At 64.9% G+C, this 26,664-nt stretch carries 25 protein-coding genes; 11 read left to right on the forward strand and 14 right to left on the reverse strand.

From position 1 onward, the window contains the following. Nucleotides 1-50: 50 nt before the first annotated feature. Nucleotides 51-1,199 carry an acetylornithine deacetylase gene (gene argE, locus B1C78_RS13800; RefSeq protein ID WP_077279756.1) on the reverse strand — a complete coding sequence of 383 codons (1,149 nt, stop codon included), beginning with the start codon at nt 1,197-1,199 and terminating at the stop codon, nt 51-53. A gap of 157 nt (nt 1,200-1,356) precedes the next feature. Here argE and B1C78_RS13805 point away from each other — a divergent pair, with 157 nt between their 5' ends. Beyond that, nucleotides 1,357-2,466: a GNAT family N-acetyltransferase/peptidase C39 family protein gene (locus B1C78_RS13805; RefSeq protein ID WP_175628316.1), complete on the forward strand. Its 1,110-nt coding sequence runs from the start codon at nt 1,357-1,359 to the stop codon at nt 2,464-2,466. A gap of 17 nt (nt 2,467-2,483) precedes the next feature. After that, the gene (locus tag B1C78_RS13810; RefSeq protein ID WP_077279757.1) at nt 2,484-3,956 is read left to right on the forward strand and encodes a RimK family protein; all 1,473 of its coding nucleotides are present in this window, start codon (nt 2,484-2,486) and stop codon (nt 3,954-3,956) included. Between the two features lie 200 nt (nt 3,957-4,156). Here the strand turns inward: B1C78_RS13810 and B1C78_RS13815 are convergent, their stop codons facing one another. Further along, nucleotides 4,157-4,591, reverse strand: coding sequence for a DUF192 domain-containing protein (locus B1C78_RS13815; RefSeq protein WP_245795433.1), 435 nt, complete (start codon nt 4,589-4,591; stop codon nt 4,157-4,159). Nucleotides 4,592-4,697: 106 nt separating this feature from the next. Beyond that, a complete protein-coding gene (locus tag B1C78_RS13820; protein ID WP_077279759.1) occupies nt 4,698-6,056 on the reverse strand; it encodes a TrpB-like pyridoxal phosphate-dependent enzyme in 1,359 nt (452 codons plus the stop codon). Here B1C78_RS13820 and B1C78_RS17760 point away from each other — a divergent pair. Beyond that, entirely contained in the window at nt 6,055-6,279 is a 225-nt protein-coding gene (locus B1C78_RS17760) for a hypothetical protein (RefSeq protein WP_217698040.1), read from the forward strand. The genes B1C78_RS13820 and B1C78_RS17760 overlap by 2 nt on opposite strands. A 9-nt stretch (nt 6,280-6,288) precedes the next feature. Here the strand turns inward: B1C78_RS17760 and B1C78_RS13825 are convergent, their stop codons facing one another. After that, the gene (locus B1C78_RS13825) at nt 6,289-6,495 is read right to left on the reverse strand and encodes a heavy-metal-associated domain-containing protein (protein WP_077279760.1); all 207 of its coding nucleotides are present in this window, start codon (nt 6,493-6,495) and stop codon (nt 6,289-6,291) included. Between the two features lie 207 nt (nt 6,496-6,702). Here B1C78_RS13825 and ilvD point away from each other — a divergent pair, with 207 nt between their 5' ends. Beyond that, nucleotides 6,703-8,559: a dihydroxy-acid dehydratase gene (gene ilvD / locus B1C78_RS13830; protein WP_077279761.1), complete on the forward strand. Its 1,857-nt coding sequence runs from the start codon at nt 6,703-6,705 to the stop codon at nt 8,557-8,559. A gap of 242 nt (nt 8,560-8,801) precedes the next feature. Here the strand turns inward: ilvD and B1C78_RS13835 are convergent, their stop codons facing one another. Further along, nucleotides 8,802-9,746, reverse strand: a complete 945-nt coding sequence (locus B1C78_RS13835) for a lipid A deacylase LpxR family protein (RefSeq protein ID WP_425443980.1) — start codon at nt 9,744-9,746, stop codon at nt 8,802-8,804. 195 nt (nt 9,747-9,941) lie between these two features. Then, the gene (locus tag B1C78_RS13840; RefSeq protein WP_077279793.1) at nt 9,942-11,237 is read right to left on the reverse strand and encodes a pyridoxal phosphate-dependent aminotransferase; all 1,296 of its coding nucleotides are present in this window, start codon (nt 11,235-11,237) and stop codon (nt 9,942-9,944) included. Nucleotides 11,238-11,407: 170 nt separating this feature from the next. Here B1C78_RS13840 and B1C78_RS13845 point away from each other — a divergent pair, with 170 nt between their 5' ends. Further along, nucleotides 11,408-13,360: an acetoacetate--CoA ligase gene (locus tag B1C78_RS13845; RefSeq protein ID WP_077279762.1), complete on the forward strand. Its 1,953-nt coding sequence runs from the start codon at nt 11,408-11,410 to the stop codon at nt 13,358-13,360. Nucleotides 13,361-13,564: 204 nt separating this feature from the next. On the opposite strand, the gene B1C78_RS13850 is transcribed toward B1C78_RS13845, so the two are convergent. Continuing rightward, on the reverse strand, nt 13,565-14,560 hold the full coding sequence (locus tag B1C78_RS13850) for a lipid A deacylase LpxR family protein (protein ID WP_077279763.1): 996 nt from the start codon (nt 14,558-14,560) through the stop codon (nt 13,565-13,567). Between the two features lie 140 nt (nt 14,561-14,700). Here B1C78_RS13850 and B1C78_RS13855 point away from each other — a divergent pair, with 140 nt between their 5' ends. The 4 genes from B1C78_RS13855 (at nt 14,701) to B1C78_RS13870 (ending at nt 18,451) form a co-directional block, all read left to right on the forward strand. Next, nucleotides 14,701-15,648 (forward strand): MBL fold metallo-hydrolase, encoded by a 948-nt coding sequence (locus B1C78_RS13855; protein ID WP_077279764.1) that lies wholly within the window; start codon nt 14,701-14,703, stop codon nt 15,646-15,648. 114 nt (nt 15,649-15,762) lie between these two features. Beyond that, complete coding sequence (locus B1C78_RS13860; RefSeq protein WP_077279765.1) at nt 15,763-17,481, forward strand: potassium/proton antiporter; 1,719 nt, start codon at nt 15,763-15,765, stop codon at nt 17,479-17,481. Between the two features lie 12 nt (nt 17,482-17,493). Beyond that, nucleotides 17,494-18,069 carry an NnrU family protein gene (locus tag B1C78_RS13865; RefSeq protein ID WP_077279766.1) on the forward strand — a complete coding sequence of 192 codons (576 nt, stop codon included), beginning with the start codon at nt 17,494-17,496 and terminating at the stop codon, nt 18,067-18,069. 19 nt (nt 18,070-18,088) lie between these two features. Continuing rightward, entirely contained in the window at nt 18,089-18,451 is a 363-nt protein-coding gene (locus B1C78_RS13870; RefSeq protein WP_077279767.1) for a hypothetical protein, read from the forward strand. Between the two features lie 2 nt (nt 18,452-18,453). Here the strand turns inward: B1C78_RS13870 and B1C78_RS13875 are convergent, their stop codons facing one another. Further along, on the reverse strand, nt 18,454-18,804 hold the full coding sequence (locus B1C78_RS13875; protein WP_077279768.1) for a nucleotide pyrophosphohydrolase: 351 nt from the start codon (nt 18,802-18,804) through the stop codon (nt 18,454-18,456). Between the two features lie 561 nt (nt 18,805-19,365). Between B1C78_RS13875 and B1C78_RS13880 the strand changes: the two genes are divergently transcribed. Next, nucleotides 19,366-19,932: a PRC-barrel domain-containing protein gene (locus B1C78_RS13880; protein ID WP_175628317.1), complete on the forward strand. Its 567-nt coding sequence runs from the start codon at nt 19,366-19,368 to the stop codon at nt 19,930-19,932. Nucleotides 19,933-20,122: 190 nt separating this feature from the next. On the opposite strand, the gene B1C78_RS13885 is transcribed toward B1C78_RS13880, so the two are convergent. The 3 genes from B1C78_RS13885 to B1C78_RS13895 all read right to left on the reverse strand — a co-directional run bounded on the left by B1C78_RS13885 (nt 20,123) and on the right by B1C78_RS13895 (nt 23,103). Then, a complete protein-coding gene (locus tag B1C78_RS13885; RefSeq protein WP_077279770.1) occupies nt 20,123-20,626 on the reverse strand; it encodes a retropepsin-like aspartic protease in 504 nt (167 codons plus the stop codon). Nucleotides 20,627-20,765: 139 nt separating this feature from the next. Continuing rightward, nucleotides 20,766-21,914, reverse strand: a complete 1,149-nt coding sequence (locus tag B1C78_RS13890) for a phage tail sheath family protein (protein ID WP_175628318.1) — start codon at nt 21,912-21,914, stop codon at nt 20,766-20,768. A 58-nt stretch (nt 21,915-21,972) separates the two neighbouring features. Next, on the reverse strand, nt 21,973-23,103 hold the full coding sequence (locus B1C78_RS13895; RefSeq protein WP_077279772.1) for a site-2 protease family protein: 1,131 nt from the start codon (nt 23,101-23,103) through the stop codon (nt 21,973-21,975). Between the two features lie 187 nt (nt 23,104-23,290). Here B1C78_RS13895 and B1C78_RS13900 point away from each other — a divergent pair, with 187 nt between their 5' ends. After that, on the forward strand, nt 23,291-23,743 hold the full coding sequence (locus tag B1C78_RS13900) for an Hsp20/alpha crystallin family protein (protein WP_077279773.1): 453 nt from the start codon (nt 23,291-23,293) through the stop codon (nt 23,741-23,743). Between the two features lie 392 nt (nt 23,744-24,135). Here the strand turns inward: B1C78_RS13900 and B1C78_RS13905 are convergent, their stop codons facing one another. The 3 genes from B1C78_RS13905 to B1C78_RS13915 are packed head-to-tail and all read right to left on the reverse strand — an operon-like array spanning nt 24,136 to nt 26,626. Continuing rightward, entirely contained in the window at nt 24,136-24,342 is a 207-nt protein-coding gene (locus B1C78_RS13905; protein WP_077279774.1) for a type II toxin-antitoxin system HicB family antitoxin, read from the reverse strand. Between the two features lie 46 nt (nt 24,343-24,388). After that, nucleotides 24,389-25,090, reverse strand: a complete 702-nt coding sequence (locus B1C78_RS13910) for a hypothetical protein (RefSeq protein WP_077279775.1) — start codon at nt 25,088-25,090, stop codon at nt 24,389-24,391. A 3-nt stretch (nt 25,091-25,093) separates the two neighbouring features. Next, nucleotides 25,094-26,626 carry a hypothetical protein gene (locus tag B1C78_RS13915; RefSeq protein WP_077279776.1) on the reverse strand — a complete coding sequence of 511 codons (1,533 nt, stop codon included), beginning with the start codon at nt 26,624-26,626 and terminating at the stop codon, nt 25,094-25,096. Nucleotides 26,627-26,664: the final 38 nt, after the last annotated feature.

Raw genomic sequence — 26,664 nt, forward strand, 5'->3', positions numbered from 1 at the left:
CCGCGCAGCGGGGTTCGAAATGCTCTTGACTTGGAGTTCGCCAGCCTCTCCTAGAGGCAGAACCCCCTGATCAGCGAACGCAGCAGGTTCAGGGTTGGCTCGATGCGATCCATGGAAAGGTACTCGTCCGGCTGGTGGGCCTGGTCGATGTCGCCGGGTCCGAGCACCACCACGTCCATGTCCAGTTCGCGCAGGTAGGGGCCCTCGGTGCCGAAGGCCACGGCTTCCGCCGCATGGCCGGTGAGCGATTCTGCGGCGCGCACGAGGGGCGCGTCCGCCGGGGTTTCCATGGCCGGCGTACCCGGAAACAGACGGAACACCTCCAAACCGAGCCCGGTATCACCCAGTGCCCGTTGCAGGCGTGCATTCAGGGCCTCGCGCAACTCGTCCAGATCCATGCCCGGCAGGGGGCGCAGGTCGATGTGCATTTCACAGTGACCGCAGATGCGGTTGGGATTGTCCCCGCCGTGGATGTGGCCCAGGTTGAGGGTGGGCACGGCCACCTTGAACAGGGGATTGTTGTAACGGGCCTGCAGTTCATCGCGCCAGGCGAGGATCTCGCCGATGGCTCGGTGCATACCTTCGAGCGCGTTGTTGCCGAGCCGCGGATCGCTGGAATGGCCGGAACGCCCCGTGATGCGGATCCCTTCCATGATGATGCCCTTGTGCATGCGCACCGGGCGAAGGCCCGTGGGTTCGCCGATCACCGCCTGGCGACCCAGCGGCCGGCCGGCTGCGCGAATGGCCCGGGCCCCCGACATGGAGCTTTCCTCGTCCGCGGTGGCGAGCAGGACCAGCGGTTGCTGAAAGTCCGCGGGGTCGAAGGAGCGCGCTGCCTCCAGGGCAAGTGCAAGGAAGCTCTTCATGTCCGTCGTGCCAAGACCGTAGAGGCGTCCGTCGCGTTCGGTGAGGCGAAACGGATCCTGGCTCCAGAGTTCCGGATCACAGGGCACGGTGTCGGTATGGCCGGACAACACCAGTCCCCCGGGCCCCTTGCCTAGGGTTGCCACGAGGTTTGCCTTGTCCGGGTTGCCGTCAATGGGCGTGACCTCCACCGCGAACCCGGCGGATTCGCACCAGCCGGCCAGTTCGTCGATCACCCCCCGGTTGCCCATGTCGAATTCGGGCGACACGCTGCTGACCGAGGGGATCCCGATCAGGCGGCGCAGCATGTGGTCGAGTTTGGGGAGCTGTTTCATGGGGTGAAGGTACAAGGTACAAGATACGAGGTACAAGGGGGTGCGAAGGTGAGCCATCCTTTTCCCTCTCCCCATTGACCGGGCCTTTGTCGAGGCCCATGATCGGCCTGGTTGTTCCCCCCCTTTCCCCTTGTACTTTTGCCCTTGTACCTGCCTCGTGACCATCCGCCCAGCCGACGTCTCCGACATCCCCGCCCTGGTGGCCCTGGAGGAACGTTGCTTCACCACCGACCGGCTTTCCCGCCGCCAGTTCCGCTACATGCTTACCAAGGCCAACGCCCATGTGCTGGTCAGTGAGGCGGACGGCGACCTGAACGGCTATGTGCTGCTGCTGTTCAGCCGCGGCACGTCCATGGCGCGCCTTTATTCCATTGCGGTAGATGAACGTGCCCGAGGTCGCGGTATCGGTCAGGCCCTGGTGGAGGCGGCCGAGGCGGCCGCCAGGGAGCGCGACTGCGCCTACCTGAGGCTGGAGGTCCGCAAGGACAACGCGGCTTCCATCGCCTTGTTCGAGCGCCTGGGTTACAAGCCGTTCGGAGAGTATGGAGATTACTACGAAGACCACATGGATGCGTGGCGTTACGAGAAATCCCTGGCGTCTCACCTGAGCCCCGACCTGGTCCGCGTGCCGTTCTACGAGCAGACCCTGGACTTCACCTGTGGCCCGTCGGCGGTGATGATGGCCATGAAGGCCCTGGAGCCGAACGTGGAGCTGGACCGTAGGCTGGAGCTGCGCATCTGGCGGGAGGCCACCACCATCTTCATGACCTCCGGGCACGGCGGCTGCGGCCCCTATGGGCTGGCCCTGTCGGCGGCCCACCGGGAGTTCGGCGTGGAGCTGGTCATCAACGACGAGCGCATGCCGCTGCTGGACTCCGTGCGCAGCGAGGAGAAGAAGGAAGTCATGCGCCTGGTACAGCAGGACATGCTGGACGAGATCCAGTCGCTGGGCATTCCGCTCACGTACGGTTCCCTGAGCGTGGACGATCTCAAGGCCCGTTTCGACGCCGGCGGCGTGCCGGTGGTGCTGATCAGCTCCTACCGGATCTACGGTGAGAAGTTCCCGCATTGGGTCGTCGTGACCGGGTTTGACGACCACTTCATATACGTGCATGACCCGTTCGTGGACTATGAGGCCGGCGAGACGGCGCTGGATTCCATCAACATGCCGATCCCCCGGCGCGACTTTGAGCGCATGGCCCGCTACGGCAAGGCGGGCCTCAAGGCCGTGCTGGTGATCTATCCGAAAACCGATACGTTGCCCTGAGGGAGCTGCGAGCCCGTATGTCGGACCACGTGTTACTGATCGAACAGCCCGGGGACTGGAAACCCCACTTTCCCGAGTATCCCGTGATGCTCGCCCGGGACTATCTCACCAGGGCCCCGGAAAACGGCTCGGGGCAGCTGCGCGTGATCAACCTCTGCCGCAGCAGCCGCTACCTGAGTGTCGGCTACTACTGCTCGCTGCTGGCCGAGGCCCGCAACCACAAGGTCATCCCCACGGTGCGTACGCTGCAGGATCTCTCGCGCAAGTCCATCTACAGCCTGGACACCGAGGATATCGACCGCAAGGTGGCGAAGGTGCTGGGTCGCAAGCGCGCGGGGTTGCAGCCCACTGCGTTCGAGATGACGGTGTTCTTCGGCCAGTGCGCGCCCAAGGAGATGCAGGAGATTGCGCAACAACTCTTTTCCTTCTTTCGGGCACCTCTGTTCAAGGTGGAGTTCAGGCTGGCCGGCCAGTGGCGCATCGATGCCATCAAGCCCCTGTCGCTGCACGCGCTCACGCAGGACCAGGAGGCCGATTTCTTCGCCGCCCTGGACAACTACCTCAAGCGTCCATGGCGCAAGCCGCGGGGAGCGCGCGGTTACAAGTACGATCTGGCCATCCTTCAGAACCCCGACGAGGACCTGCCGCCGTCAAACCGCACGGCCCTGAACAACTTCATGCGCATCGGGCGTTCGGTCGGCCTGGAAGTGGATCTGATCGACCGCAAGGATTTTTCCAGGCTCGCTGAGTACGATGCGCTCTTCATTCGCGAGACCACCCGGATCGACCACTACACCTACCGCTTCGCCCGCAAGGCGGACGGCGAGGGCATGGTGGTCATCGATGACCCCGATTCCATCCTCAAGTGCACCAACAAGGTCTATCTCGCGGAACTGCTGGCGTCTCACAAGGTGCCTACACCGCGCACCCTGATCCTGAACCGCGACAACCTGCTGGCCGCCGAGGAGGCCATCGGTTACCCCGTGGTGCTCAAGATCCCGGACGGTTCATTTTCCCGCGGCGTGTTCAAGGCCGACAACCGCCAGGAGCTGGAGGAGACGGCCAAGGGGCTGTTCAGGGACTCGGACCTGATCCTGGCCCAGGAATTCGCCTACACGGAGTTCGACTGGCGCGTGGGCATCCTCAACAAGCAGCCCATGTACGTATGCCAGTACTTCATGTCCCGCAAGCACTGGCAGATCGTCAACCACAAGGCAAAGGGCAGTCCGCGCCAGGGGGGCTTTCGTACCCTGGCCGTTGAGGACGCACCGCCCAGGGTGGTCAAGACGGCACTTCGCGCCTCGAACCTCATTGGCGACGGCCTCTACGGCGTGGATCTCAAGGAGACCCGCAAGGGCGTGATGGTCATCGAAGTCAACGACAACCCGAACCTGGACGCCGGCATCGAGGACGCCGTCATCAAGGACGATCTATACCGGCGCATCATGGAAGACTTCCTGCGCCGCCTCGACCGCAAGCGCAAGCGCTGAAGGAAGCTATTTACCACGAAGCGCACGAAGGACACGAAGAAAGTCAAAAAGATATTTCTCTCGCAAAGACGCAAAGCGCGCCAAGAACCCCAAAGAGATCATTTCTTTGATAAAGAGAACTTCTTTGCGGGCTTCGCGTCTTCGCGAGAGGAAGGGGTTTTCTTGCTTCGGATATTCGAGGGCTTCGTGGTAGATGGCCTTTATTCGGGCAACCCCCCAACCCGATCCCCGGCACGGATACCGCGGGCCGCGAACCAGCCCTGTTCCATTTCCAGTGCGTAGATGACCGGGGCGGCGGCCTGGTGGGTTCGGGTGGTGTCGGGTTGCATGTCCTCGATGTTCACGATGCGCCCGTCCGCGTCGATGAAGGCCACCGACAGGGGCAGGGGGGTGTTGAGCATCCACATGGCATAACGGGCCGGTTCGTTCCAGACGAACAGCATCCCGTGGTTCTCGGGCAGGTGCTCACGGAACATGAGCCCGTGCCGGCGCAACGGCTCCGTGTCCGCGACCTCGGCGGTGATGCGGTGCGCATCGATACGCAGTTCGATGACCGGGGCATCGCCAAGTGCCGGTGCGCCGGGAATGGACAGGATGAACAGGATTGGAAAGATACAGGCGATGAGGAAGAGCATCCGGCGGTCGTGCATCAACGCAACGAGATGACCGGGTTCACACGTCCTCATCCTGTTCATCCGCATTTCATCCTGTCAATCCTGTCCATTGCCTTGCCTTTTCACCTCACGCCGTCTCCACTTTGGGAAGCCGCTCCAGCGCCGCATGGATGGCCTCCTCGGGATACGCGTAGTCCTCCAGCTCGCCGCGGAAATACTTGTCGAAGGAGGCCATGTCGAAGTGGCCGTGCCCGGAGAGGTTGAAGAACAGGGTCCTGGCCTCGCCGGCCTCCTTGCAGCGCAGGGCCTCGTCGATGCAGGCCCGGATGGCATGACAGGATTCGGGTGCCGGGATGATGCCTTCGGTGCGGGCGAACTGCACGCCTGCGTCGAAGGTGGCGATCTGCGGTACCGCCACCGCCTCGATCAGCCCTTCCTTGTAGAGCTGCGAGACCAGCGGGCTGTCGCCGTGGTAGCGCAGGCCGCCGGCGTGGATGCCCGGGGGCACGAAATCATGGCCCAGGGTGTACATGAGCATGAGCGGCGTGAGGCCCACGCTGTCGCCGAAGTCATACGCGTAGTGCCCGCGCGTGAGGGTGGGGCAGGAGGTGGGCTCCACGGCCACCAGGCGCACCTCGCGGCCCGCCGCCTTGTCGGCCAGGAACGGGAACGCGGCGCCCCCAAAGTTCGAGCCGCCGCCGCAGGGGGCGAAGATGGCATCCGGGTAATCGCCCACCTTCTCGAATTGCTTCTTCACTTCCTGGCCGATGATGGTCTGGTGCAGTACCACGTGGTTGAGCACCGAGCCCAGGGCATAGTTGGTGTCGGGGCGCGACGCCGCCTCCTCCACCGCCTCTGAGATGGCGATGCCCAGCGAGCCGGGGGAGTTCGGGTCCTGGGCCAGGATCTTGCGCCCCGACTCGGTCATGTCGGTGGGGCTCGCCAGCACCTCGGCGCCCCAGGTCTCCATCATGGAGCGACGGAAGGGTTTCTGGTCGTAGCTCACCTTCACCATGTAGACCCGGACTTCCAGGCCGAACATCTGGCCGGCGAGGGCGATCGAGGAACCCCACTGACCTGCGCCGGTCTCGGTGGTCAGGCGGCGGATGCCCGCCTCGCGGTTGTAGTAAGCCTGGGCCACCGCGCTGTTGGGCTTGTGTGAGCCGGCGGGGCTGACGCCCTCATACTTGTAATAGATCTTCGCCGGGGTGCCGAGGGCGGCCTCCAGCCGGTGCGCCCGGTACAGCGGTGAGGGGCGCCACAGGCGCAGGATCTCGCGCACCTCGTCGGGGATCGGAATCCAGCGCTCGGTGCTCATCTCCTGTTCCAGGATGCCCGGCGGGAAGATGGCGCCCAGCATCTCGGGGCTCACCGGTTTGCCATCCGGACCCAGGGGCGGTGCCGGAGGGTTCGGCATATCCGCCATCACGTTGTACCAGTGGGTCGGGATCTCGTTCTCGTCCAACAGGATCTTGGTCTGGCTCATGGTGCTGTCGTCCCCTGCTTTGGTGGTGTTGCGTGCATTGGCGTTTTCTTACCACGAAGCACACGAAGGGCACGAAGAAAAGAGCATTTCTCTCGCAAAGGCGCAAAGAACGCCAAGAAATTCTCAGAAAAAATACGGTCTTCTTTGCGGGCTTCGCGTCTTGGCGAGAAAAATTCTTTGTCTTTTAAGAAATCTTCGTGACCTTCGTGCGCTTCGTGGTTGATCGGGTTTTTCAGGCCGCCGGCTTTTCCGGGAAGCCCAGCTGGGTCAGGCGTGCGGCCAGTTCGGCACGGATGTCCTCGCTGGCCTCGACGCTCACCCGACCCTGTTCGATGTCGACGGATACGTCCTGAACCCGGGAATCCTCGGAAAGGCCCTTGCGGATGCTGGCGGCGCACCCGCCGCACTGGATATTCTGCACGTCGAAGGTCAGGGTCATGGTCTTGCTCCGGTTCAAGTGTCGATTTGAAGGCGGTACCTGCCGGCCCCGTGGGCGCGGGGCGAATGCCCCATCCTAGGAGCCTGTCGGACTNNTCCGACAGGCTCCTAGGGCGATCCCCCGCCGGTTTCGAGGGCATGCTGTGACTGGCCCTCCGCCGGTGTAAAATCACGGGTTCGTCCAAGGATACCTTCTTCGGAGTCCGTCATGCCCCAGTACCGTTCCCGCACCACCACCCATGGCCGCAACATGGCCGGCGCCCGGGCCCTGTGGCGCGCGACGGGCATGAAGGACGGCGATTTCGACAAGCCCATCATCGCCATCGCCAACTCCTTCACCCAGTTCGTGCCGGGGCATGTGCACCTCAAGGACCTGGGCCAGATGGTGGCCCGGGAGATCGAGAGGGCCGGGGGTGTGGCCAAGGAATTCAATACCATAGCCGTGGACGACGGCATTGCCATGGGTCATGGCGGGATGCTTTATTCCCTGCCTTCCCGGGATTTGATCGCCGATTCCGTGGAATACATGGTCAATGCGCACTGCGCCGACGCCCTTGTGTGCATCTCCAACTGCGACAAGATCACCCCCGGCATGCTCATGGCTGCCCTGCGGCTCAACATCCCCACGGTGTTCGTCTCCGGCGGCCCCATGGAGGCCGGCAAGGTGATCGTGAAGGACAAGGTCATCCACCTGGACCTGGTGGATGCCATGGTCACTGCGGCCGACCCGAACGCCACGGACGAGGACGTGGCCGAGTACGAACGCTCCGCCTGCCCCACCTGCGGCTCATGCTCGGGGATGTTCACTGCCAACTCCATGAACTGCCTGACCGAGGCCCTGGGCCTGTCGCTGCCGGGCAACGGCTCATTGCTGGCCACCCACGCTGACCGCAAGGAACTGTTCCTCGAGGCGGGCCGCCTGGTGGTGGCGCTGGCAAAACGCTATTACGAGCAGGATGACGACACGGTCCTGCCCCGGTCCATCGCCACCTTCGAGGCCTTCGAGAACGCCATGGCCCTGGACATCGCCATGGGCGGCTCCACCAACACGGTGCTGCACCTGCTGGCCGCCGCCCACGAGGCCGGAGTCGACTTCACCATGGCGGACATCGACCGCATGTCGCGCAGGATCCCCAATCTCTGCAAGGTGGCCCCGGCGACCCAGGAATACCACATGGAGGACGTGCACCGGGCGGGGGGCGTGATCGGGATTCTGGGTGAGCTGGACCGGGGCGGCCTGATCCATCGCGAGGCAAGGACCGTGCACAGCGCCACCATGGGCGAGGCCCTGGACCACTGGGACGTGATCCGCGCCGAGGCCGGCGACGCGCGCATGCGTTACCTGGCGGCGCCCGGCGGCGTGCCCACCCAGACGGCCTTCAGCCAGGATCGGCGCTGGGACGATCTCGACCTGGACCGGGCCGGCGGCTGCATTCGCGACATCGAACACGCCTATTCGAAGGACGGCGGCCTTGCCGTGCTCTACGGCAACCTGGCCCCGGAGGGCTGCATCGTCAAGACCGCGGGCGTGGACGCCGAGATCCTCACCTTTTCCGGCCCGGCCCGCATCTTCGAAAGTCAGGATGCGGCCGTGGAGGCCATCCTCGGGGATCGCATCCGCGAAGGCGACGTGGTGATCATCCGCTATGAAGGCCCACGGGGCGGGCCCGGCATGCAGGAGATGCTCTATCCCACCAGTTACCTGAAGTCCAAGGGGCTGGGCAAGGCCTGCGCGCTGGTCACCGACGGCCGCTTTTCCGGGGGCACGTCGGGCCTGTCCATCGGCCACGTCTCGCCGGAGGCCGCCGAGGGCGGCAACATCGGCCTGGTGGAGGAGGGCGACACCATCGAGATCGACATCCCCCACCGCAGCATCCGCATCGCCGTGGACGACGCGGAACTGGCGCGCCGGCGCGAGGCCATGGAGGCCAAAGGGGAAGCCGCCTGGAAGCCGGTGAATCGGCAGCGGGCGGTGAGCCAGGCACTCAGGGCCTATGCACTGATGACCACATCTGCGGCCCGCGGCGCGGTGCGCGATATCTCGCAGGTGGATGTGAAGCGGTAGGTGGGCCTTTGGGTGAGGCGTAAGTCGAAAGGCTTTTGCCACAGAGGGCACAGAGGTCACAGAGAACAACAAGACCAAGGCGTCGCTCGCCAAATACGAAGCTGCGATGAGTTCAGCGTGATCATTGATCCTGGCAGGGCGATGCCCGGTACCTCCGCGCTGAATGCCGATTGGTCTTCAGTGATTTTTTCTCTGTGACCTCTGTGACCTCTGTGGCAAAACGCCTTTCACCCCACGCCCAATCAATGAATCCACGAAACCGACAGCGAACCGAAGGTCTGTCGCTGATCCTGGGTGCGAAACTCCCGCGTGCGCCACACGTGTGTGTAGGACACCCTGAGGTGTTCGAATCCCAGCGCCAGGCCAAGATACAGGTCGCCCACCATTCTCTCCTTGTCCACGCTTGGGCTGTCGCGCCAGGTGTTGCCGTCCAGAAGCAGATCGTAGCCCACCAGTCGAACATCCACCCCGGCAAACCCGTAGCCCCACCGTCCAGGGCGTGACTCGAAGAGCCCCGAACCCGGAAGCCCGGGCTGGATACGCGGCGGGCCGTAGTCCATGGGCAGGTCCCGCCCGGCACGGATCATGAAGCCCCCGTTGGCAAACGTGAATGGCGTACCCAGGCTTGCCCCGGCGTGCGGCGTCAGGTCCGCTTCCCAGCCCCGGTCCGGGCGGCTCGCCAGAGCGTGCCACTGGCGCTCATAGCTGAGCATCAGCGTGGGCTCGTTGCGCAGCTGATCGCTCCAGCCCTGGGGCGCATCTTCTCCCTTGATGTCGTGAATGAGGCGCTGGCTGCGTTCCCCGAGGGAAGCGGGGCCGACCACGCCGAGCGTCAGTTGAAGACGGTCCAGACGTGCTTGCGTGAGTGCGTCCACACCGATCGTGACGTACAGCCAGCCGGCGTAGGGACGGTCATCCGGGTCGGGCGGGGTCGCGTCCTTGTCCGCGGGCGTGTAGATACTCTGGCCAATGGCCGTGGTGAGGCCCAGCCGGGCCTCGTCGGACAGCAAGGGCGTGCCCCGGGCCAGCCGGTGCACCCATTCGGGTTCATGGTCGGCTGGCCGCACCCAGGTGAGGCGAAGTCCGCTGGTGTAGTAGCGGTCGGTGCGGGCGAACGCGTCGTTTTCCACGTCCACCACGAACACAAGCTGCTCCTCCGGGGGATGTGAGGCCATGGCGTGCGCCATTATCTGCATGACCACCAGCAGGGCGATCAATACAGTGCTTGCCGGGCGTATGGGCATGCGTCGACCTGCTCACGGGCAGCCGCATTTACCCTGGAGTATGGCACTGGACTGAATAGGTGGGGGCACCCGCATGTGGCCCGCCACAGCGGCATCTCGACGCCTCGCTACGAACGGTGGCGAGCCTTTGCCGGCTGGTCAGCTGACCCAGGCGCAGAGCCGGTCGACGGCCTCGACGACGTCGCCGCAGTGGCGCCGCAGGAATTCGTTGTCGGGATCTGTGCCCTCGGGCAGGGACTCGGCTGCCTCGAGGGCTTTCTGTCCGTCGAAGTCCACCAGCGCGAGGCGCACGGAGAGTTCGTCCAGCGGGCGGCCGAACGCTTCACCAGGCAGGCAGGCGACGCCGGTGTCTTCCAGCAGATGCAGGCAGAGCTGCTCGCTGGTGGTGATGCCGCGGCTTGCCAGGCGCTCTCGCAAGGGGTCGAAGTTGGGGAACAGGTAGAAGCCACCCTTGGGTTCGGTGGCCACCGCGCCGACCGCGCGGACGCTTTCCCAGGTGTAGTGGGCGATGGCCCGGAGAATGCGTCGGCACTGTGTGAGGTAATGCTCGATCTCCGGGCCGCCTTCAAAGGCGCGCACCGCGGCGTACTGGATCGGCGCACTGGTGGACGTGAACGTCTCGCTGGCCACGCTGGCCATGGGTTCCAGCAGCCATGTCAGGGAACGCGGGAAGGCCAGCGCGCCGAGACGCCAGCCCCCCGCCCCGCACCATTTGGAAAGACCGTTGCTGATGATGGTGCCCTCGGGGTAGAAGCGGGCGATGGAGACGTGCTTGCCCTCGAAATGCAGGCCGCTGTAGATCTCGTCCGAGAGCACCAGCACCCGGTAACGACGCGCCACTTCGGCGATGGCCTGCAACTGCTCGACTGCGTAGGCGCTCCCGGTGGGATTCCCTGGAGAGTTGAGAATCAGCAGCCGCGGCCGATCGGGATCCACGCGACACAGGGCATCCAGCGCCTCGGGCGTGACGCCGAGGCCCGTCTCGGGGTGGGTGGGCAGCCATCGCAGGTGACGGCCGATGATATGCGCCTGAGGTGCGTAGGAGACCCAACTGGGCGTCGGGATGACCAGGTCCCCGTAATACACCAGCTGCACGATGAACATCAGCTCCTTGGTGCCCGGGCCCACCAGCACATGGTCGGCCGAGAAGCTCAGGCCCTCATGGCGGTGGAGATAGTCCACGATCGCCTGGCGCAGTTCCGGCAGGCCCTTCACCGGCAGGTAATCCTTCTGGTGCGAGTTGGCGCGCAGGGCCTCGACCACGGGCTCCGGCACCGGAAACGGGGACTGTCCGAGGCCCATGCGAAACACCGAGCGGCCCTCGCGGCGCATGGCCGCACAGCGCTCGTTAATCGCCAGCGTGGCCGATTGCGGCAGCCCTCGGGCGTTGAGATTGAGCTGTACGCGGGGAGAGTAGCTGTCGTCGGGAGTCATGGCATGCGGACCCTTGGCTGCACCGTCAAAAGTGAAACCCGGGCGGTCTCCCGGGCTCATACAGTTTAAGCTTAACCCGGATATTGCATCTCGCATCGTGATCCCTGATGCAATATCCGGGCTAACGCCAAGTCGCGGGTGGGTGACCACCCCTCGCGGGAGGAGAGAGGATGAGCAGACCGGTGTGGACGCCCCCACAGGAACGCATCGAGCGCACACACATGATGTCCTTCATGCGGCAGGTGCGCGAGGCGTCGGCGGATGCGACAGACTACGCGGCGTTGCACGCCTGGTCGGTGGCCGATCCGGAGGGGTTCTGGTCCGCCGTGTGGCGTTATGGGGAGGTGCGCGCTTCGCAGCCCTGGTCGTCGGTGCTCGGGGCACCGGACCGCATGCCCGGGGCCCGCTGGTTTGCCGGCGCCAGGCTCAACTTTGCCGAAAATCTGCTGCGTCGCCGTGATGACCGTCCTGCCCTGATCGCCTGTGCCGAGGACGGTTCGCGCCGGGAGCTGAGTCATGCCCAACTGCACGCGCAGGTGGAACGGCTGGCGGCGGCGCTGCACCGCGATGGCGTGGAACCGGGGGATCGCGTGGCGGGCTTCGTGCCGAATCGGCCGGAGGCGGTCATCGCCATGCTGGCGGCCACACGCCTGGGTGCGGTCTGGAGCTCGTGCTCGCCGGATTTCGGCGAGCAGGGCGTTCTCGACCGCTTTGCGCAGATCAACCCGAAGGTGCTGTTCTCGGCCGACGGTTACTTTTTCAAGGGCAGAACCTTCGACTCGCGAGCGCGCCTCGCCCGCGTGGCCGCGCAGCTGCCGGGGTTGCGCCGCGTGGTGGTGTTTCCCTATGTCCAGGACAGCGTCGACGTCGCGGAAGTGCCGGGCGCCGTGGAGTGGGACACGTACATGCAGACCTCCCAGGCAGGCATGCCGCAGCCGGCCCAGCTGCCGTTCGACCACCCCGTCTACATCATGTACTCCTCGGGCACCACCGGAAAGCCCAAGTGCATCGTGCACGGGGCCGGGGGCACGCTGCTGCAGCATCTCAAGGAGCACTTGCTGCACACGGACATCGGCCCCGGTGACCGGGTGTTCTACTTCACCACCTGCGGCTGGATGATGTGGAACTGGCTGGTGAGCGCACTGGCCACCGGCGCGACGCTGGTGCTGTATGACGGCTCGCCGTTTCATCCGGCCCCAACCGCACTCATGGATCTCGCAGAGCGCGAGGGGATCACCGTGTTCGGGACCAGCGCCAGTTACATCGCCGCGCTCGAGAAGGCAGGGGTGCGCCCGCGCGCCAGCCATCGCCTGGAACCGTTGCGCACCATCCTGTCCACGGGCTCGCCGCTGGCTCCGGAGTCCTTCGACTACGTGTATCGGGACGTCAAGGCTGACGTGCATCTGGCGTCCATCTCCGGAGGCACGGACATCATCTCCTGCTTCGCGCTGGGCAACCCCGTCCTGCCCGTGTACCGGGGGCAGCTCCAGTGCCGCGGCCTCGGCATGGCCGTCGAGGTCTTCGACGAGGCCGGCCGGCCGGTCCGGGAACGCAAGGGGGAACTCGTGTGTACCGCGCCCTTTCCCTCCATGCCGGTCGGCTTCTGGAACGATCCCGACGGCTCGCGCTACCGGGCGGCCTATTTCGAGCGTTATCCCGGCGTATGGGCCCATGGGGATTATGCCGAGATCACCGCACAGGACGGACTGATCATCCACGGGCGGTCGGACGCCGTGCTCAACCCGGGCGGCGTGCGCATCGGCACCGCGGAAATCTACCGGCAGGTGGACGCGCTGGCGGAGGTGCTGGAGAGTGTGGCCGTGGGTCAGTCGTGGCGCGGCAGCGAGCGCGTGGTGCTGTTCGTGGTGCTGCGCGAAGGCCTGACGCTGGACGAGGATCTGCGCACTCGCATCCGGGCGGTGATCCGCGAGAACACCACACCGCGGCATGTGCCGGCAAAGATCCTCCAGGTGGGAGAGCTGCCTCGCACGCGCAGCGGCAAGATCGTGGAGCTTGCCGTTCGCGACGTGATCCACGGCCGCAGTGTCGGGAACCTGGAGGCGCTGGCCAACCCCGACGCGCTGGAACAGTTTCGTGATCGGCCGGAGCTGGCGAGCGACTGAGCCGGGTTGGCCCGGGACCATCGCGGTGCTTGCGGCCTCCCGGCCTGTTTCGCTTATCCGCCCTGCGAGACCGGTCGTAGGTCGGGCTTCAGCCCGACAAGCGGTGCCTGAACATGCCAATGCCGTCGGCCTGAAGGCCGACCTACAGGCAAACGAGACAGCCCCAGTGCCCACAATCATTCGCGATCATCGGTGCAATCCGGGCTAGAAAATCCACGACAGGCTCACAGCCCCGAAATCCTCCCGATCCACCTGGTTGTCGAATTCCTTGGTGCGGAACACGTGGGTGTAGGCCAGGCGAGCGCGTCCCAGGCTCACGACGCCGCCCACCTGGGCGTCGCCCACGAAGAGTCTCCTGTCCACGCTGGGGCTGTCGCGAAACGTGCTGCCGTCCAGAAACGTGTTCCACGCCACGGCGCGGCCGTCCACGCCTGCAAAGACGTACCATCCCCAGCGTGCCTTCGGCACGAACAGGCCCGATCCGGGCAGGGAGGGCTGTATGCGGGGCGGACCGTAATCGTGCGGCAGGTCGCGGCCTGCGCGCAGCATCAGGCCCGCATTGACCAGGGTGAACGGGGTGCCCAGTGTGCCGCCCCAGTGCGGGGTCAGATCCATCTGCCAGCCGCCGGCACCGGTCTGCACGAGGGCGCGGATCTGGCGCTCGTAACTGACCATCACGGTGAGTTCGTTCTCCAGCTGGTGATCCCACCCCTGGGGGACAGGTGCCCCGACCATGCGATGAATCTCCTTCTGGGACACGTCGGCCAGCGATGCCGGTCCGATGACTCCCAGCGTGAGCGACAAGCGGTCAAGCCGCTGTCCGGTCTCCTCGGCCAAGCCGCCGCTGACGTACAGCCAGCCCGCGTAGGGGCGGTCGTCGGGATCGGGAGGGTCGGCCTCCAGATCCTTGGGCGTGTACATGCTCTGGCCGATGGACCATGAATTCTTCAGTTCCCCCTCCCCGGGGAAGAAGGGAATCAGTCGGCCCAGATCGCGCAACAGGCCGGGCACGCCTTCCTCGGGCGTGATCCAACTCGCCCGGACGCCGTTGGTGTAGTAGCGATCCTCCCCGGCGAAGAGATCGTTCTCGAATTCGAGGACGAGTATTCCCATGTCGGGTTGCGGTGGCGGAGTGTCCGCGTGCGCTGCCTGCCAGGCGACGAGCAGCAGTCCGGCAAGCGCAGCGCAACGGTACGACATGTGCGATCCTTCAGTAGAGGGCGTTCCATTCTAGCCCGTGAGTGCGTGCGGCTGTCCATGACCCGGCCGCCGGCATGGGAAAGTGGCACCGCGCAGCTCCCGCCTGCGGTGCGGCGATCTTCCAGTACGGAGAAACGACCATGATCCGAGTGATTGCATGTCTTGCGGTTGCCGCGCTGTGGCCCGTGCAGGCCTTGGCTGCGGCGAGTCCCGAGCAGTATCCCATGACGCCCGAGGAGGTCGCGCCCGGCGTGTATGCCGTGATCACTCCGGCACGGGATTTTCCCAACCCGGAGAACCTGGGGTGGAATGCCAACATGGCCTTCGTGGTCACCGATGACGGCGTACTGGTCGTCGACACGGGTTCCTCGGAGAACATGGGTGTTGCCTTGCGGAATGCCATTCGTTCGGTCACCGATCGGCCGGTGCGCTGGATCGTCAACACGCACAGCCACGGCGATCACTGGCTGGGCAACTACGGTTTCAAGGATGACGCGCCGGAGATCATGGCGGGCAGCGCGGCGATCGCCCGCATGGAGCAGCAGGCCCAGGGGTGGATCGACAGCTTCAACGAAATGACCGAGGGTGCCACCGGAGAGTCCCGCACCCTGTTTCCCGATACGGCCGTAGATGAACCGACCGAGCGCGTATTGGGCGGCACGCGAGTCGTACTGCTGCCATCCGGCGACAGCCATTCCCCCGGAGACCTCGTTGTCTGGTTGCCGGAAACCCGTGTGCTCATTCCCGGAGACGTGGTTTACACGGACCGGGCCCCGTCGGTTTGGGACGGACGGGTGGCCCAATGGATCGAGTTCATGGACACGCTCATCGCCCTTGAATCCGAAGTCGTGATCCCCGGTCACGGGCGCATAGAGGGCCCGGAGACGCTGCCCCGGCTCAAGGGCTATCTCACGGCCTTGTGGGCGGGTGTCGAGGAAGGCGTGCGGCAGGGACTGCCGGCGCACGAGACCGTGCCTGTCGTGCGTGAGCACATGGCGAAGATCGTCGCGGACTACCCCGGCTTCGAAGACAAGGTCAACCGCTCCGTGGCGCACATGTACGAGGAGGTAGAGGACGCCGTGTTCTAGTCTGGCACAATAGGTTTCGCATGTACTGATGATCCACTGCCGGACGCAGACGCTGCCGGCACACACACCGCCATTACCGAACAGGATGGCACTGCCGGACGGGACACACGCGGGATGGAACTGACAAACCAGATCATCCTTCTGGGCAGCCTGGTGCTGCTCCTGAGCGTGCTCTCCAGCGTGATCACCACGCGTCTGGGTGCGCCGATCCTGCTGGTGTTCCTCATCATCGGCATGCTGCTGGGGGAAGAGGGGCCCGGCGGTGTGGTCTTTCACGACATCCAGCTGGCGCACCTGTTCGGCAGCCTCGCGCTGGCCATCATCCTGTTCGACGGCGGCCTGCGCACTCCGGTCAAGAACTTCCGTGTCGGCCTCAAGCCGGCGGTCGTGCTGGCCACCGTCGGGGTGATCATTACCGCCGCCATCACGGGCGCGTTCGCCGCCTGGTGGCTGGGCCTGCACTGGATGGAGGGATTGCTGCTCGGCGCCATCGTCGGTTCCACAGACGCGGCGGCGGTGTTCTCCCTGCTGCACAGCCGCGGGCTGGAACTCAAGCAGCGCGTGGGGGCCACGCTGGAGATCGAGTCCGGCAGCAACGACCCGATGGCCATCTTTCTCACCATCGTGTTCATCGAGCTGCTCATCACCGGGCCGCAGAACATGGGCCTGGTGGTGCTCTGGGAGTTCGTGCAGCAGATGGGCCTCGGTGCGCTAATCGGCATCGCCGGCGGATTCGCGTTCGTCTGGGTGATCAATCGTCTCGACCTGGCGCCCGGACTGTATCCGCTGGCCGCCCTGGCCGCCGGTCTCACCGTGTTCGGTGTGGCCAGCCAGGTCAACGGCTCCGGCTTCCTGGCCATCTACCTCGCGGGGCTGGTGCTGGGTAATCGGCCCCTGCAGGCCAGCCAGAACATCAACCGCTTTCACGACGGCATCGCACGGCTCGCGCAGATCGGCATGTTCCTGATGCTTGGCATGCTGGTGACGCCGTCGCAGCTGATGCCGGTGGCCGTGGACGCCCTGCTCATTGCAGGCGTACTGATCCTGTTGGCCCGGCCCGTGGCGGTGTGGTTGTCCCTGCTGCCGTTCCACTTCCCCTGGCGCGAACAGGGCTTCATCGCCTGGGTGGGCCTGCGCGGCGCGGTGCCCATCATCCTGGCCCTGTTCCCGCTGCTCGCCGGGCTGGAGCAGGCGGGGAACTTCTTCAACATCGTGTTCTTCGTTGTGCTGATCTCCCTGGTGGTGCAGGGCTGGACCGTGGCGCCCGTGGCGCGGCTGCTCCGGCTCGAGGTGCCGCCCACCACCCACGTGGTGCAGCGCGTGGAACTGGATATCCCGGGGCAGCAGGAAATGGAACTGGTGGGCTACCGCCTGGTGGAGGACACGCCGGTGGTGCAGGAGAAGTGGACCAACTTCGTACTGCCGAAGAGCGTGCGGGTGGTGGCCCACCTGCGCGACAAGAAGCTGCTGGATTCCCTGGAGCTCATGGACCTGCGTTCCGGGGATTACCTGTACCTGATGGCTGCCCCCGATGATCTCCCGGATCTGGACCGCCTGTTCGTCCCGCGCGCCGCCCCCAAGCGGCTGTCCGAACAGACCTTCTTCGGCGAGTTCGTGCTCAACGGCGACGCAAGGCTGGGCGACCTGTCGCTTGCCTACGGGCTGGTGCTGCCGGAGGGTGTTTCGGAGTTGACGCTGGAGGAGTACATCCGCGACAAGTTGCACACCACGCCGGTGGTGGGCGACCGGGTGTCCCTGGCCGGCGTCGAACTGGTGATCCGCGAGATGGACGGCGCGCGCATCTCGCGGGTGGGTCTCAAACTCTCACGTTGACGGAGCACTGTCATGCTGACCCTGATCGCAGGACTGGTGATCTTCCTGGGCGTGCACTCCGTGGCCATCGTTGCACCGGGCTGGCGCGAACGCATGGTGGCGCGCATGGGTCTGTTGCCCTGGATGGCCGTTTACTCGGTCATTGCGGTCGTCGGACTGGTGCTCATCATCCAGGGCTACGCAATGGCCCGGCAGGCGCCGGTGGTGCTCTACTGGCCGCCTGTCTGGCTGCGCCATATCGCGCTGTTGCTGATGATCCCGGTGTTTCCGCTCCTGCTGGCCACCTATCTGCCGGGTCGCATACAGGCGCGCGTGCGTCATCCCATGCTCGCAGCTGTGAAGCTCTGGGCCGTTGCCCATCTGCTGGCAAACGGCATGCTGGCCGACGTTCTCCTGTTCGGCGGCTTTCTCGCCTGGGCGGTGGTTGATCGGATCTCTCTCAAACGGCGCAATCCGCCGTCTCCTCCGGGTCTGCCTCCCGGCGCCTTGAACGACGCCATTGCCGTGGTGGGTGGGCTGGCCGTCTACGTGGCCTTCATTCTCTGGTTGCACGCATGGCTGATTGGTGTTCCTGTCGTGGCGATGTAGCCGAGTGAGTATTTGGAAGATGAACGATCCGACGCCATTGCCACCCATGCCGATCTGTCTCGAAGCACTGGGAACCCCGCGCTTCAACACAATGCTCAAGGAGGCGTTGACGCGTCTGGGGGTGGACGTCCTGCCCCTGCAGCAGGGGCTGCGCAACGGCAGCGTCAGTCTGGACAAGGACCTGAGCATCACCATTCTGGACCTGCGTGAAACACCCGAACGGGTGATGGTCCGCGTGGGTGCCTTTTACTCCAGCGTGCTGGCCGGGTGCGCCTGTGCCGATGACCCGAGCCCGGAGAATGAATATCCCGAATACTGCGAAATGGATCTGGAGATCGATCGGCCCGACGGGACGGCACGTATCAGCGTTGTCGGAAGCTGAGTTCAGTATTCGTTGTACTTCTTTGCACTGCCCCGCACCCGCTCCACCGGGTACTTGCGCTCATTCAGCACGATCTTGTCCTCCACCGCGGCCATGAGATCGATGTCCAGCCGGTCGGACAGCCGGATCAGGTAAATGAGGATATCCGCCATCTCCAGGCGCACGGCTTCCAGCTTGTCGGGTGGCAACCGGTAGCTCTGTTCCTCGGTCAGCCATTGAAAGTGCTCAATCAGCTCACCGGCCTCGCCGATAAGTGCCATGGCCATGTTCTTGGGGGAATGAAACTGCTCCCAATCCCGGTCCCGGGCGAACTGGCGCAGGCGGCGGGTCAGGTCGTCGAGCTCATTGGGCATAGTGATCGCGCCTCATGGGATTGCGGAATGGGCACCATGATAGCCCGGACATCCGGCCAGACGCAGGGGGTGTCCCGGTAACCTCCGCCGCCTGAATACGCGTGTCGCAAATTGACGACAGCACCGCCAGGAGCCCGGCCGGGCGCCGGCCGAGGCCCGGCGCTTGTATCCGGGCCATTCTCTGCACATCTGATCGGGCCCTCGTACGCGCGGGTCTCCGTCTAGTGTCTCAAATGGGCGACAAGTCCTTCATGGATCCATGAAGGTCTGATCACTGTGAGCCTCCCGCAGGTGTTGCCACCGTGCGACAAACCGCGATGCAGAGGACTCCCAAAGGTGCCTTGGGCAAGGCGCTCTCAACACCCGCGCATCACCCTGGAAGTGGGCTCTGGCCCCGTAATTTCAGGCATCTGCACCGGGCAGGCATGTGAATGACCTGACCGCACTGTAGGTCTGGCACGGGGTTTGCTTTGCCTATCGTTGACCTCAAAGGGCGTCGGTGATCCGCGCCTGATGATTGATCGACGACCAACCAGAGCCGTGAGGCAGGAGAGCCTGTTTATGAACACGACATTCCGCAAGTCACTTCTGGCGGGCGCGGTTGCGGCCCTGCTCGCTGCGCCCGTATGGGGCCAGACCGATGTCACCGAACCTTCCGGCGATGTGCCGGGCGCAGAGACCGGACAGCCCATGGATGCGCCGCCGGCCGCAGGCGGTGAGCGCAACCTTCTGGCCCCGGATCCCGCGACCAACGGGAACCCGCTCTATTTACTGACACCCAATGAGCTGCGTCGCGGCGAGGTGTTCGACGCCGACGGCGAAAAGGTGGGCAACATCAAGACCGTGGTGGGCGACCCCCGGACTGAACGCGTACATGCGGTGATCGCCTCAGGCGGGATACTGGGCTTCGGCGCGCGCGAGATCGTCGTGTCCTTCGATGAACTGAAGCTTGCCGACGACAAGGTCCAGGTGATCGCCACCAGGGAGGAGCTTCAGGAACGTGGTGAGTATGTGCCGGAGGAGTACGTTGAACTGGAGCCGGATCTGCCCATCAGCGAGTTCTCCGCCTTCGAGCCGATGCCGGATGAAGAACCCGGTTCGACTATCGTACCCGAGCCACCGCTCTAACCCGGACATTGCACCAAGGCGGCTGGCGGCTCTGTGTATGCTTCTGAGTCAGTGACAGGAGTGGGCGCATTGGGTGGTAAAACTGCGGTGGCAGTTTGAACCGCGCCACCAGCCTATCGCGATGCTTGCGGNNACCGGCCCTGCCTGCCAGCACCTCACCCTGGATAAACAACGTATTGAGAGATCACGGCTAGATCTCGGCGCGGTCTTCCGCACCCGGATTCGAGTCCGCGTCGCAATGGCTCAGCACCAGGCGCGGCGGATCGAAAGAGAAGATGAACGGCGCGGCACGTTGCAGGACATTGAGTCCCAGGATGGGCCGGGTACTGCCCGGGAAGACCGCAGCCTCCACGTCGCGCATCCGGCAGGCCTCCCCGATGCTGACGGCGTCGAGGGCATAGACGGGCACGGTCAGTTCGCTGCCGTCGGCCAGGCGGCCGCGCAGATCCCTCACGAAGCGGGCCTGACCACCGTCCTTCAGGGTGCGCAGCATGTCCTCGTTGATGGTCATGTAGCCGGAGCCGGTGTCGACCATCAGATCAACGGAACCGAAGCCCTCGATATTGCCGGGTACGTAGAAGGCGGCGCCGCCCCGGTCGTCCATCCGTACCTCCGTGCTGAACTCGCCGGCCAGGGCCGGGGCACAGATCCATGGCAGGGCGATCAGGAGCGTGGTCAGGAGTCGTGTGTACATGAGTTGCCTGTGGCGTGCAGTGCGAGCGTACGTCGGCGGGTCGCGCGACCGTCCGAAGCTCGATGGTAACGCCGTTCCCAGGTGAGTCAGCGCAGTCTGCGATGAGTTCCCCGGTTTTGCCGACAAGCGCCGGCCCCGCCTACGGCCCGGCGTCGCGTTTCAACTCGATCCGCAATCCCAGGAACTCCGACGCTCTGAGCGCCGCCAGCCCGACGAGTATCACGAGGCGCCCCTCGTCCAGATCCGCCGGTGTCATGGTGGTCTCGTCGCAGCGCACGAAGAAGGCATCTTCGGGCCAGCTGCCCTGCAGTGCGCCGGCGCGCCACTGGTCGTCGAGGAACGCCTCGACACTTGCGCGCAGCCTCGTCCACGTCGTGTGGTCGTTGGGCTCGAACAGCGCCCACCCGGTGGAGCGCCGAATGGAGGCCTCCACGAAACCCAAAAAGCGCAGCACGCCGAGGTACCGGTGCTCCGGGTTGTCGCTGAGGGTGCGGGCACCCCAGGGCGTGACGACGCCGGAGAGGTTGCGGATCGGGTTGATGTTGTGCCGTACCAGCTCCCCGAGTTCGTGCCGACTGTACCCGTGCACCACGCCTGTGACATCGGCCAGTGCCGCCCTCGGCCCGGCCGGCGAGCGCCAGATGCAGCCCTCGATCTGGTAACGAGCCAGCACCCCTGATACCGCACCCGACGGCGGCACCGGGACCGGTGCGTGTATGCCTCTGAGCCAGGGATGATACAGGGCCACCGGGCCGCGAAGTCCGTCGGCAAAGGCCCGCACGTGTGCGACCGATGTCCTCGCCGGCGGGCAGTCCGCCACCGTGATCATGTGCCGGCGGGCTTCGCAGTATCGGATTGCGGCCGAGAGCACCGGCGTTGCGGTTACTCCGGGCAGGGCCAGCAGGCCCAGGTCATCCAGTCCGTCCAACGCGGTCAGCAGGGCCAGGGTGTGGTCACCGGTTTCCGGCGGTGCACATATACGAACCACGTACAGTCTTCGTCCGCCGTTGGCGAAGAAATGCCCTGCAGCGATGCCCAGGTGTCCCGAGCCGACGTCACCGAAGGTGTTCGTGAACGCCTGCATGTCCTCGATGGCTACGGCAGTCCCCACGGGGCCCCGGGGGGTGATCCCCACGAACGCGGCCGCAGACAGGTCCGCCGGTTCGATCTCCGGGAAACGATCCGGCCGCGATTCCACGTACACCCCGGGCGTGCGATAGGGCGTGTCGCCGGGTCTGTTCGGAGCGCGCGGCGTGCCACTCCGGTGGCCAGACAGCTTCCTGTGCATCAGGTACATCCTCGCGACCGGCCTTGCCGGTGATGCGCCTCCAGGCTGTGGGCGTTGCTCAGGCCCGTTCCAGTTCGGAGCGGATCTGCAGGTACCTCAACAGATCCTTTAGCACCAGAATGCCCACGATGCGACCATTTTCGGTCACGACCAGGCGGCCGCTCTGATTCTGCTGCATCCGGTCGAGGGCCTGCGCGGCATCCGAATCGGCGTCCACGGTGAACTCCTCGGGAAGCTGGCGGCACACGTCGTCGACCCGGGTCCGGTCCCAGTCCGCCCGGGGGACTGTCTTCGCGTGGCGCAGCGAGATGCGGCCCAGCAGCTTTCCATCCCGGATCACGGGAAAGACGTCGTGGGCATGGTGGTAGAGATAATCGTCCACGAACTCCCGGATGGTCGCCTCGGCGGGCACGGTGACCGGGTCGGTGGTCATGAATCGCCGTACCGTCTGACCCTTGAGGGCAAGCTGGGTGTCCACCTGCCGGTAGCTGGCGATCGCGGCGCCGCGAATGAACAACCCGATCAGGAACCACCACATGCCCCCCACGAAGTTGCCGAGCAGGAAGCTGTAGATGCCGAGCGCCACGAGCAGCAGCCCGAAACCCTGGCCGAACCGCGAGGCCCACAGGGTCGCCCAGCGCAGATCTCCCTTCAGATGCCAGAGCGCGGCCCTCAGCACCCGCCCGCCGTCCATGGGAAAGCCGGGGACCATGTTGAACACGGCCAGCAGGATGTTCAGGAAGCCCAGGTAAAGGGGCACGCCGGCAATGTAATCCGGTACGCCCAGCAGCAGCATGAGCACCGACACCAGGTAGAAGGCGGCGCCCAGCACGACGCTGGCGATGGGCCCCGCGATGGCCATCCAGAATTCCTCCCGCGGGCGCTTCGCCTCGGCCTGGATCTCCGCCATGCCGCCGAACAGGAACAGGGTGATGCCCCCCACGGGCAGCCCGAAGGCCCGGGCCACAACGGAATGGCTCAGCTCGTGAAACAGCAGGGAGAAGAACAACCCGAACATCCCGACGATGGCCATCAGCCAATAGGTCCTCGGGGAGAGATCCGGGAAGGCGAACGGGAACAACCCGGCGGCCAGCGACCAGGTGACCAGCAGCGCAAGGAACAGCCAGGTCACATTGGCGCGGATCTCGAATCCCAGGATCCGGAACAGTCTGAAGCTTTCACCGAACATGTCGTTAGACTCGTTTGATCAGACTCTGGAAAAGCTATTGATGCCACCTATGTTGCCAGTACAGTATGCCGTGTGCACCCGGTCTCCGACCGACTCCCTCCCCTTGAAAATTCCGCCACTGTACCCATTTAATCACTTGCCAAGGCAGAGGTATTAACGACCGACAGTGCAATGGAGGTGATGAGTCATGTCCATGATCCTGCACAACGATCCGTTTGCCATGCTCAACCAGCTGCACGATGAACTGGCCCGCGCCATGGGGTCGCCCCACCGCAGGTGGACCGACCAGGGGCGGGAGTCCAGCGTTGCTGACTGGGTGCCCCTGATGGACATCCGTGAGGAGCCCAACCGCTTCCTGATCCTCGCCGACCTGCCCGGCGTCAAGGCCGACGACGTCGAGGTGACCCTGGAAGGCGGCGTCCTGCGGATCAAGGGCGAGCGCAAGATGGAGGCATTCCAGGCCGAGGACGGCCGCTACGGCCGGCAGGAGCGTCCGACGGGCAGCTTCTATCGTCAGTTCCTGCTGCCCGACAGCGCCAATCCGGACGACGTCACCGCCCGTGTCCACGACGGCATCCTGGAGGTGACCATCGGCAAGCGGGCCGAGACCCAGCCGCGCCGCATCGAGGTGGTGCACTGATTGCCACCTCGCCTGCGAGGGCGGAAACGGGCGGGGATTCCCCGCCCGTCTTGTTTTGAACCACGAAGCACACGAAGGGCACGAAGAAAGGCTTTATGGGCTGTGTGGGCCGGGGTTTTACCTGATCTTGCCGACCGGTCCGTCGTTTCGGTTGCTTCGTTGAGAGAAGGAATGGTCTCTCGCGAAGCACGCCAAGTGCGCAAAGAGAGAATTATTTCATCGTCCTTGCGGTTTCTTGGCGTGCTTCGCGTCTTTGCGAGAGACATTGTCTTTAGAGCCAACGAAGCAACCGGATGCCGATATAGGCAGCTGGAGGTCGGGATGAACCGGACCCCGCAGCCCATAAAGCCTTTCTTCGTGCCCTTCGTGTGCTTCGTGGTTAGACCGCCTTGTCACGTCCGCATCTCCAGAACACCGCCGCGTACGCGACCGCCGCGGGGGGTGTGCTCGCCGAGCCATTCCAGGTGGTCGTCGATCAGCTCGCGGATGGCCTCGATGACTCCTTCCCGGGTCGAACCGGTGGCGACGCAGCCGTCCACGTCGGGCGAATGGGCTGAATAACCCAGGGTCGTTTCCTCGATCACGATCTTGTAGTTCATGTTGGCGTGCTCCTGTTTGTGGTGAATCTGTGCGGATGGCGAGGCATCAGCGCCGCGCCACCACGTTGTCCAGGCGGGCCAGGTCGTTGACCACGCGGAATTGTCCGCCGCCGCCCTCAATGCGTTCCTGCCAGCTGGCCAGCCGTTCCCGATAGGCCTGCGGGTCGTTGTTGTCGCGGCGCTGACGCTTGACGTTCACGGCGATCACCTGCACGTCGCGCAACGCCACCGGCATATCCCGCCTGAGCCACGGCGGCAGGTCCTCGTGGAGATCCGAGAGGATGAACAGGTAGCTTTCGCCCGCACCCAGCTCTTCCAGGTGGTCCGCGGCCAGCAGGAGGCCGCCGGTGATGTCGCTGTGATGGCTGGGTACCCGGAACCGCTCGATGAACGCATCGAGCAGCGCCCGGACCTCGCGCTTCTGCCGGGTCGTGACACTGGGACGATGATCGAAGGTGGTCCTGGCGATCATGTTGCGTGCGGTGAAGCTGCTGTTGTCGATGAACGCGATGGCGATGGAGTCACCGCTGTTCAGGCTGCCCAGCAGGAAGTTGGTGAGCGTGCGCGCCTTCTCCAGTTCTCCGGCGTAATCGCGGGAGATGTCGATCAGGACGAATGCGGCGCGCGTGTTGTTGGCCGGCTGCCCGCAGCCCGCGAGCATGACGGCAAGCATCATGGCCGCCCCCAGTACAGTCAGACGAATCCGGCGGTTTGCCTCATGCCCGATGCGATTGCTTATGTGTTTCATGACTCAAACCTCCCTCGCGGCAAGCACCGCGTCGTCGTCGATTTCTCCGGCAGGACCCTTGCGGCGGCGGCCGCGCGGGGCACCCCTGCCATCGGTAGGCGTTTCTCCCTGCCCGGCATCGGTCCCGTCGGCCTCGCGGTGAGCCAGGCCGGTGCGGTTCTCCCGCACGATGCGCTCGATGCCCAGCGGCAGCATGATGAACAGGTCATACAGGCTCACCAGCATCTTGCTCAGGTGGTTGGCCGTGCCGCCGACGATGCGCACCGTCAGGCGCAGGGCACGCAGTGCGGCCAGCGCCAACAGTCCAAGCACCGTACGCAGCGAATGCACGAACGCCTCCAGCGGGATGGCCACGAAGGCCAGCGCGAACGGCAGGACGAAGCCCAGGACCATCTGCGCCACCGAGGGGATCCAGCGGAACTGCGCCTCGGCCACGGAGGCACCGGCCAGCGACTGGGAGAGGGCCTCGCGGTCCAGCGCCAGCAGGTCGCGCATGTAGGCCAGCGAGGACTCGATGCTTGCCAGGATGAACAGGATGGTGAATGCGGCAATGGCCATGCGCTTGCGCATGCGGTCATCCATGCTGCCGATCATGGGGAAGAGCCGCGTGATCTGCAGCGACTCCAGCAGGAACAGCCCCATGGTGATCTCCAGCAGGACGATCACCAGTGCCGCCACGTCAGAGGCGCGCACGGAACCGATGTAGCTGGCGCCGCCCACCATTTCAGACATGGGCAGGGCGATCAGGTGAAAGTTGATCAGGCCGCCAAAGGCCGCAATGATCAGCACCACCGTGGCGATGAAAAACTGCGTGAGCGAGGAGGCGGTCAGGGCGTGCACGGCCCGGTCCTCGGCCTTGCGCATGCTTTCATAGTTGGCCATGTGGGCGTCGATGGCCCTGGCGCGATCCTCCAGCCCGGTGATGGTGCGATGCACCTTCTCCATCGTGCCGTTCAGGCTGCGCCAGTGGGGCTGCATGCCGTTGAGGATCCGGTGCCGCTCATGAGCACTCTTGCGGTAAGCCGCCAGCGTCTCATCGTGGGATTGATCAACGGCTTCGCGGATGTCATCGAGGATTTTCGCAACCGCGGGATCGCTGCGCCCCGGCAGCGCGGACAGGGTCTCGATCACCTCGGCCCATGCGGGGGGCAGAGGCGCGTCCTCGGTGGCGGCGCGGTAATCCGCCTCCACCTTCTGTACGGTGTCGGCCAGCTTGCGGTGCAGGGCGGGATAATGCCCGAGGTCGCGCTCGATGATGGTGTTGACGCGCGTGAAATCGCGCTCGATGGCCTTTTCGCTTGCTTCCCGCCCCATGGCGAGCAGCACGTCACGGTTTCGGGCCATGACGCGCTTCTCCAGCTGGCGGATGCTCGCCGCGGCCAAGCGGGCGCTGCCGTATATCGCGCGCCCGGTGCCGCGCAGCAGTTGATGGGCATGGGGTCGGCCCAGGTAAAGTAGGATGATGGCGATCACCAGCCAGATGGCCAGTGACAGGGCCGGTGAAGCCGACCAGATATGGAGAATTTCAGTGGACATGAGGGTCCCCCCCGTTCTTCTGTTGGATTCGGCATGAT

It is taken from the genome of Thioalkalivibrio denitrificans, from assembly GCF_002000365.1.
GTDB lineage: Bacteria > Pseudomonadota > Gammaproteobacteria > Ectothiorhodospirales > Ectothiorhodospiraceae > Thioalkalivibrio_A > Thioalkalivibrio_A denitrificans.

What these genes read in the sequence shown, in the direction of transcription:
- B1C78_RS13835 (WP_425443980.1), bottom strand. Translation starts at nt 9,746, where the DNA reads ATGGCGCACGCCATGGCCTCACATCCCCCGGAGGAGCAGCTTGTGTTC.
- B1C78_RS13900 (WP_077279773.1), top strand. Translation starts at nt 23,291, where the DNA reads ATGTCCATGATCCTGCACAACGATCCGTTTGCCATGCTCAACCAGCTG.
- B1C78_RS13885 (WP_077279770.1), bottom strand. Translation starts at nt 20,626, where the DNA reads ATGTACACACGACTCCTGACCACGCTCCTGATCGCCCTGCCATGGATC.
- B1C78_RS13820 (WP_077279759.1), bottom strand. Translation starts at nt 6,056, where the DNA reads ATGAGCCAGACCAAGATCCTGTTGGACGAGAACGAGATCCCGACCCAC.
- B1C78_RS13840 (WP_077279793.1), bottom strand. Translation starts at nt 11,237, where the DNA reads ATGACTCCCGACGACAGCTACTCTCCCCGCGTACAGCTCAATCTCAAC.
- B1C78_RS13825 (WP_077279760.1), bottom strand. Translation starts at nt 6,495, where the DNA reads ATGACCCTGACCTTCGACGTGCAGAATATCCAGTGCGGCGGGTGCGCC.
- ilvD (WP_077279761.1), top strand. Translation starts at nt 6,703, where the DNA reads ATGCCCCAGTACCGTTCCCGCACCACCACCCATGGCCGCAACATGGCC.
- B1C78_RS13865 (WP_077279766.1), top strand. Translation starts at nt 17,494, where the DNA reads ATGCTGACCCTGATCGCAGGACTGGTGATCTTCCTGGGCGTGCACTCC.
- B1C78_RS13875 (WP_077279768.1), bottom strand. Translation starts at nt 18,804, where the DNA reads ATGCCCAATGAGCTCGACGACCTGACCCGCCGCCTGCGCCAGTTCGCC.
- B1C78_RS13895 (WP_077279772.1), bottom strand. Translation starts at nt 23,103, where the DNA reads ATGTTCGGTGAAAGCTTCAGACTGTTCCGGATCCTGGGATTCGAGATC.
- B1C78_RS13910 (WP_077279775.1), bottom strand. Translation starts at nt 25,090, where the DNA reads ATGAAACACATAAGCAATCGCATCGGGCATGAGGCAAACCGCCGGATT.
- B1C78_RS13890 (WP_175628318.1), bottom strand. Translation starts at nt 21,914, where the DNA reads ATGCACAGGAAGCTGTCTGGCCACCGGAGTGGCACGCCGCGCGCTCCG.
- B1C78_RS13905 (WP_077279774.1), bottom strand. Translation starts at nt 24,342, where the DNA reads ATGAACTACAAGATCGTGATCGAGGAAACGACCCTGGGTTATTCAGCC.
- B1C78_RS17760 (WP_217698040.1), top strand. Translation starts at nt 6,055, where the DNA reads ATGGTGCTGTCGTCCCCTGCTTTGGTGGTGTTGCGTGCATTGGCGTTT.
- argE (WP_077279756.1), bottom strand. Translation starts at nt 1,199, where the DNA reads ATGAAACAGCTCCCCAAACTCGACCACATGCTGCGCCGCCTGATCGGG.
- B1C78_RS13850 (WP_077279763.1), bottom strand. Translation starts at nt 14,560, where the DNA reads ATGTCGTACCGTTGCGCTGCGCTTGCCGGACTGCTGCTCGTCGCCTGG.
- B1C78_RS13915 (WP_077279776.1), bottom strand. Translation starts at nt 26,626, where the DNA reads ATGTCCACTGAAATTCTCCATATCTGGTCGGCTTCACCGGCCCTGTCA.
- B1C78_RS13870 (WP_077279767.1), top strand. Translation starts at nt 18,089, where the DNA reads ATGAACGATCCGACGCCATTGCCACCCATGCCGATCTGTCTCGAAGCA.
- B1C78_RS13880 (WP_175628317.1), top strand. Translation starts at nt 19,366, where the DNA reads ATGAACACGACATTCCGCAAGTCACTTCTGGCGGGCGCGGTTGCGGCC.
- B1C78_RS13855 (WP_077279764.1), top strand. Translation starts at nt 14,701, where the DNA reads ATGATCCGAGTGATTGCATGTCTTGCGGTTGCCGCGCTGTGGCCCGTG.
- B1C78_RS13815 (WP_245795433.1), bottom strand. Translation starts at nt 4,591, where the DNA reads ATGCTCTTCCTCATCGCCTGTATCTTTCCAATCCTGTTCATCCTGTCC.
- B1C78_RS13810 (WP_077279757.1), top strand. Translation starts at nt 2,484, where the DNA reads ATGTCGGACCACGTGTTACTGATCGAACAGCCCGGGGACTGGAAACCC.
- B1C78_RS13860 (WP_077279765.1), top strand. Translation starts at nt 15,763, where the DNA reads ATGGAACTGACAAACCAGATCATCCTTCTGGGCAGCCTGGTGCTGCTC.
- B1C78_RS13845 (WP_077279762.1), top strand. Translation starts at nt 11,408, where the DNA reads ATGAGCAGACCGGTGTGGACGCCCCCACAGGAACGCATCGAGCGCACA.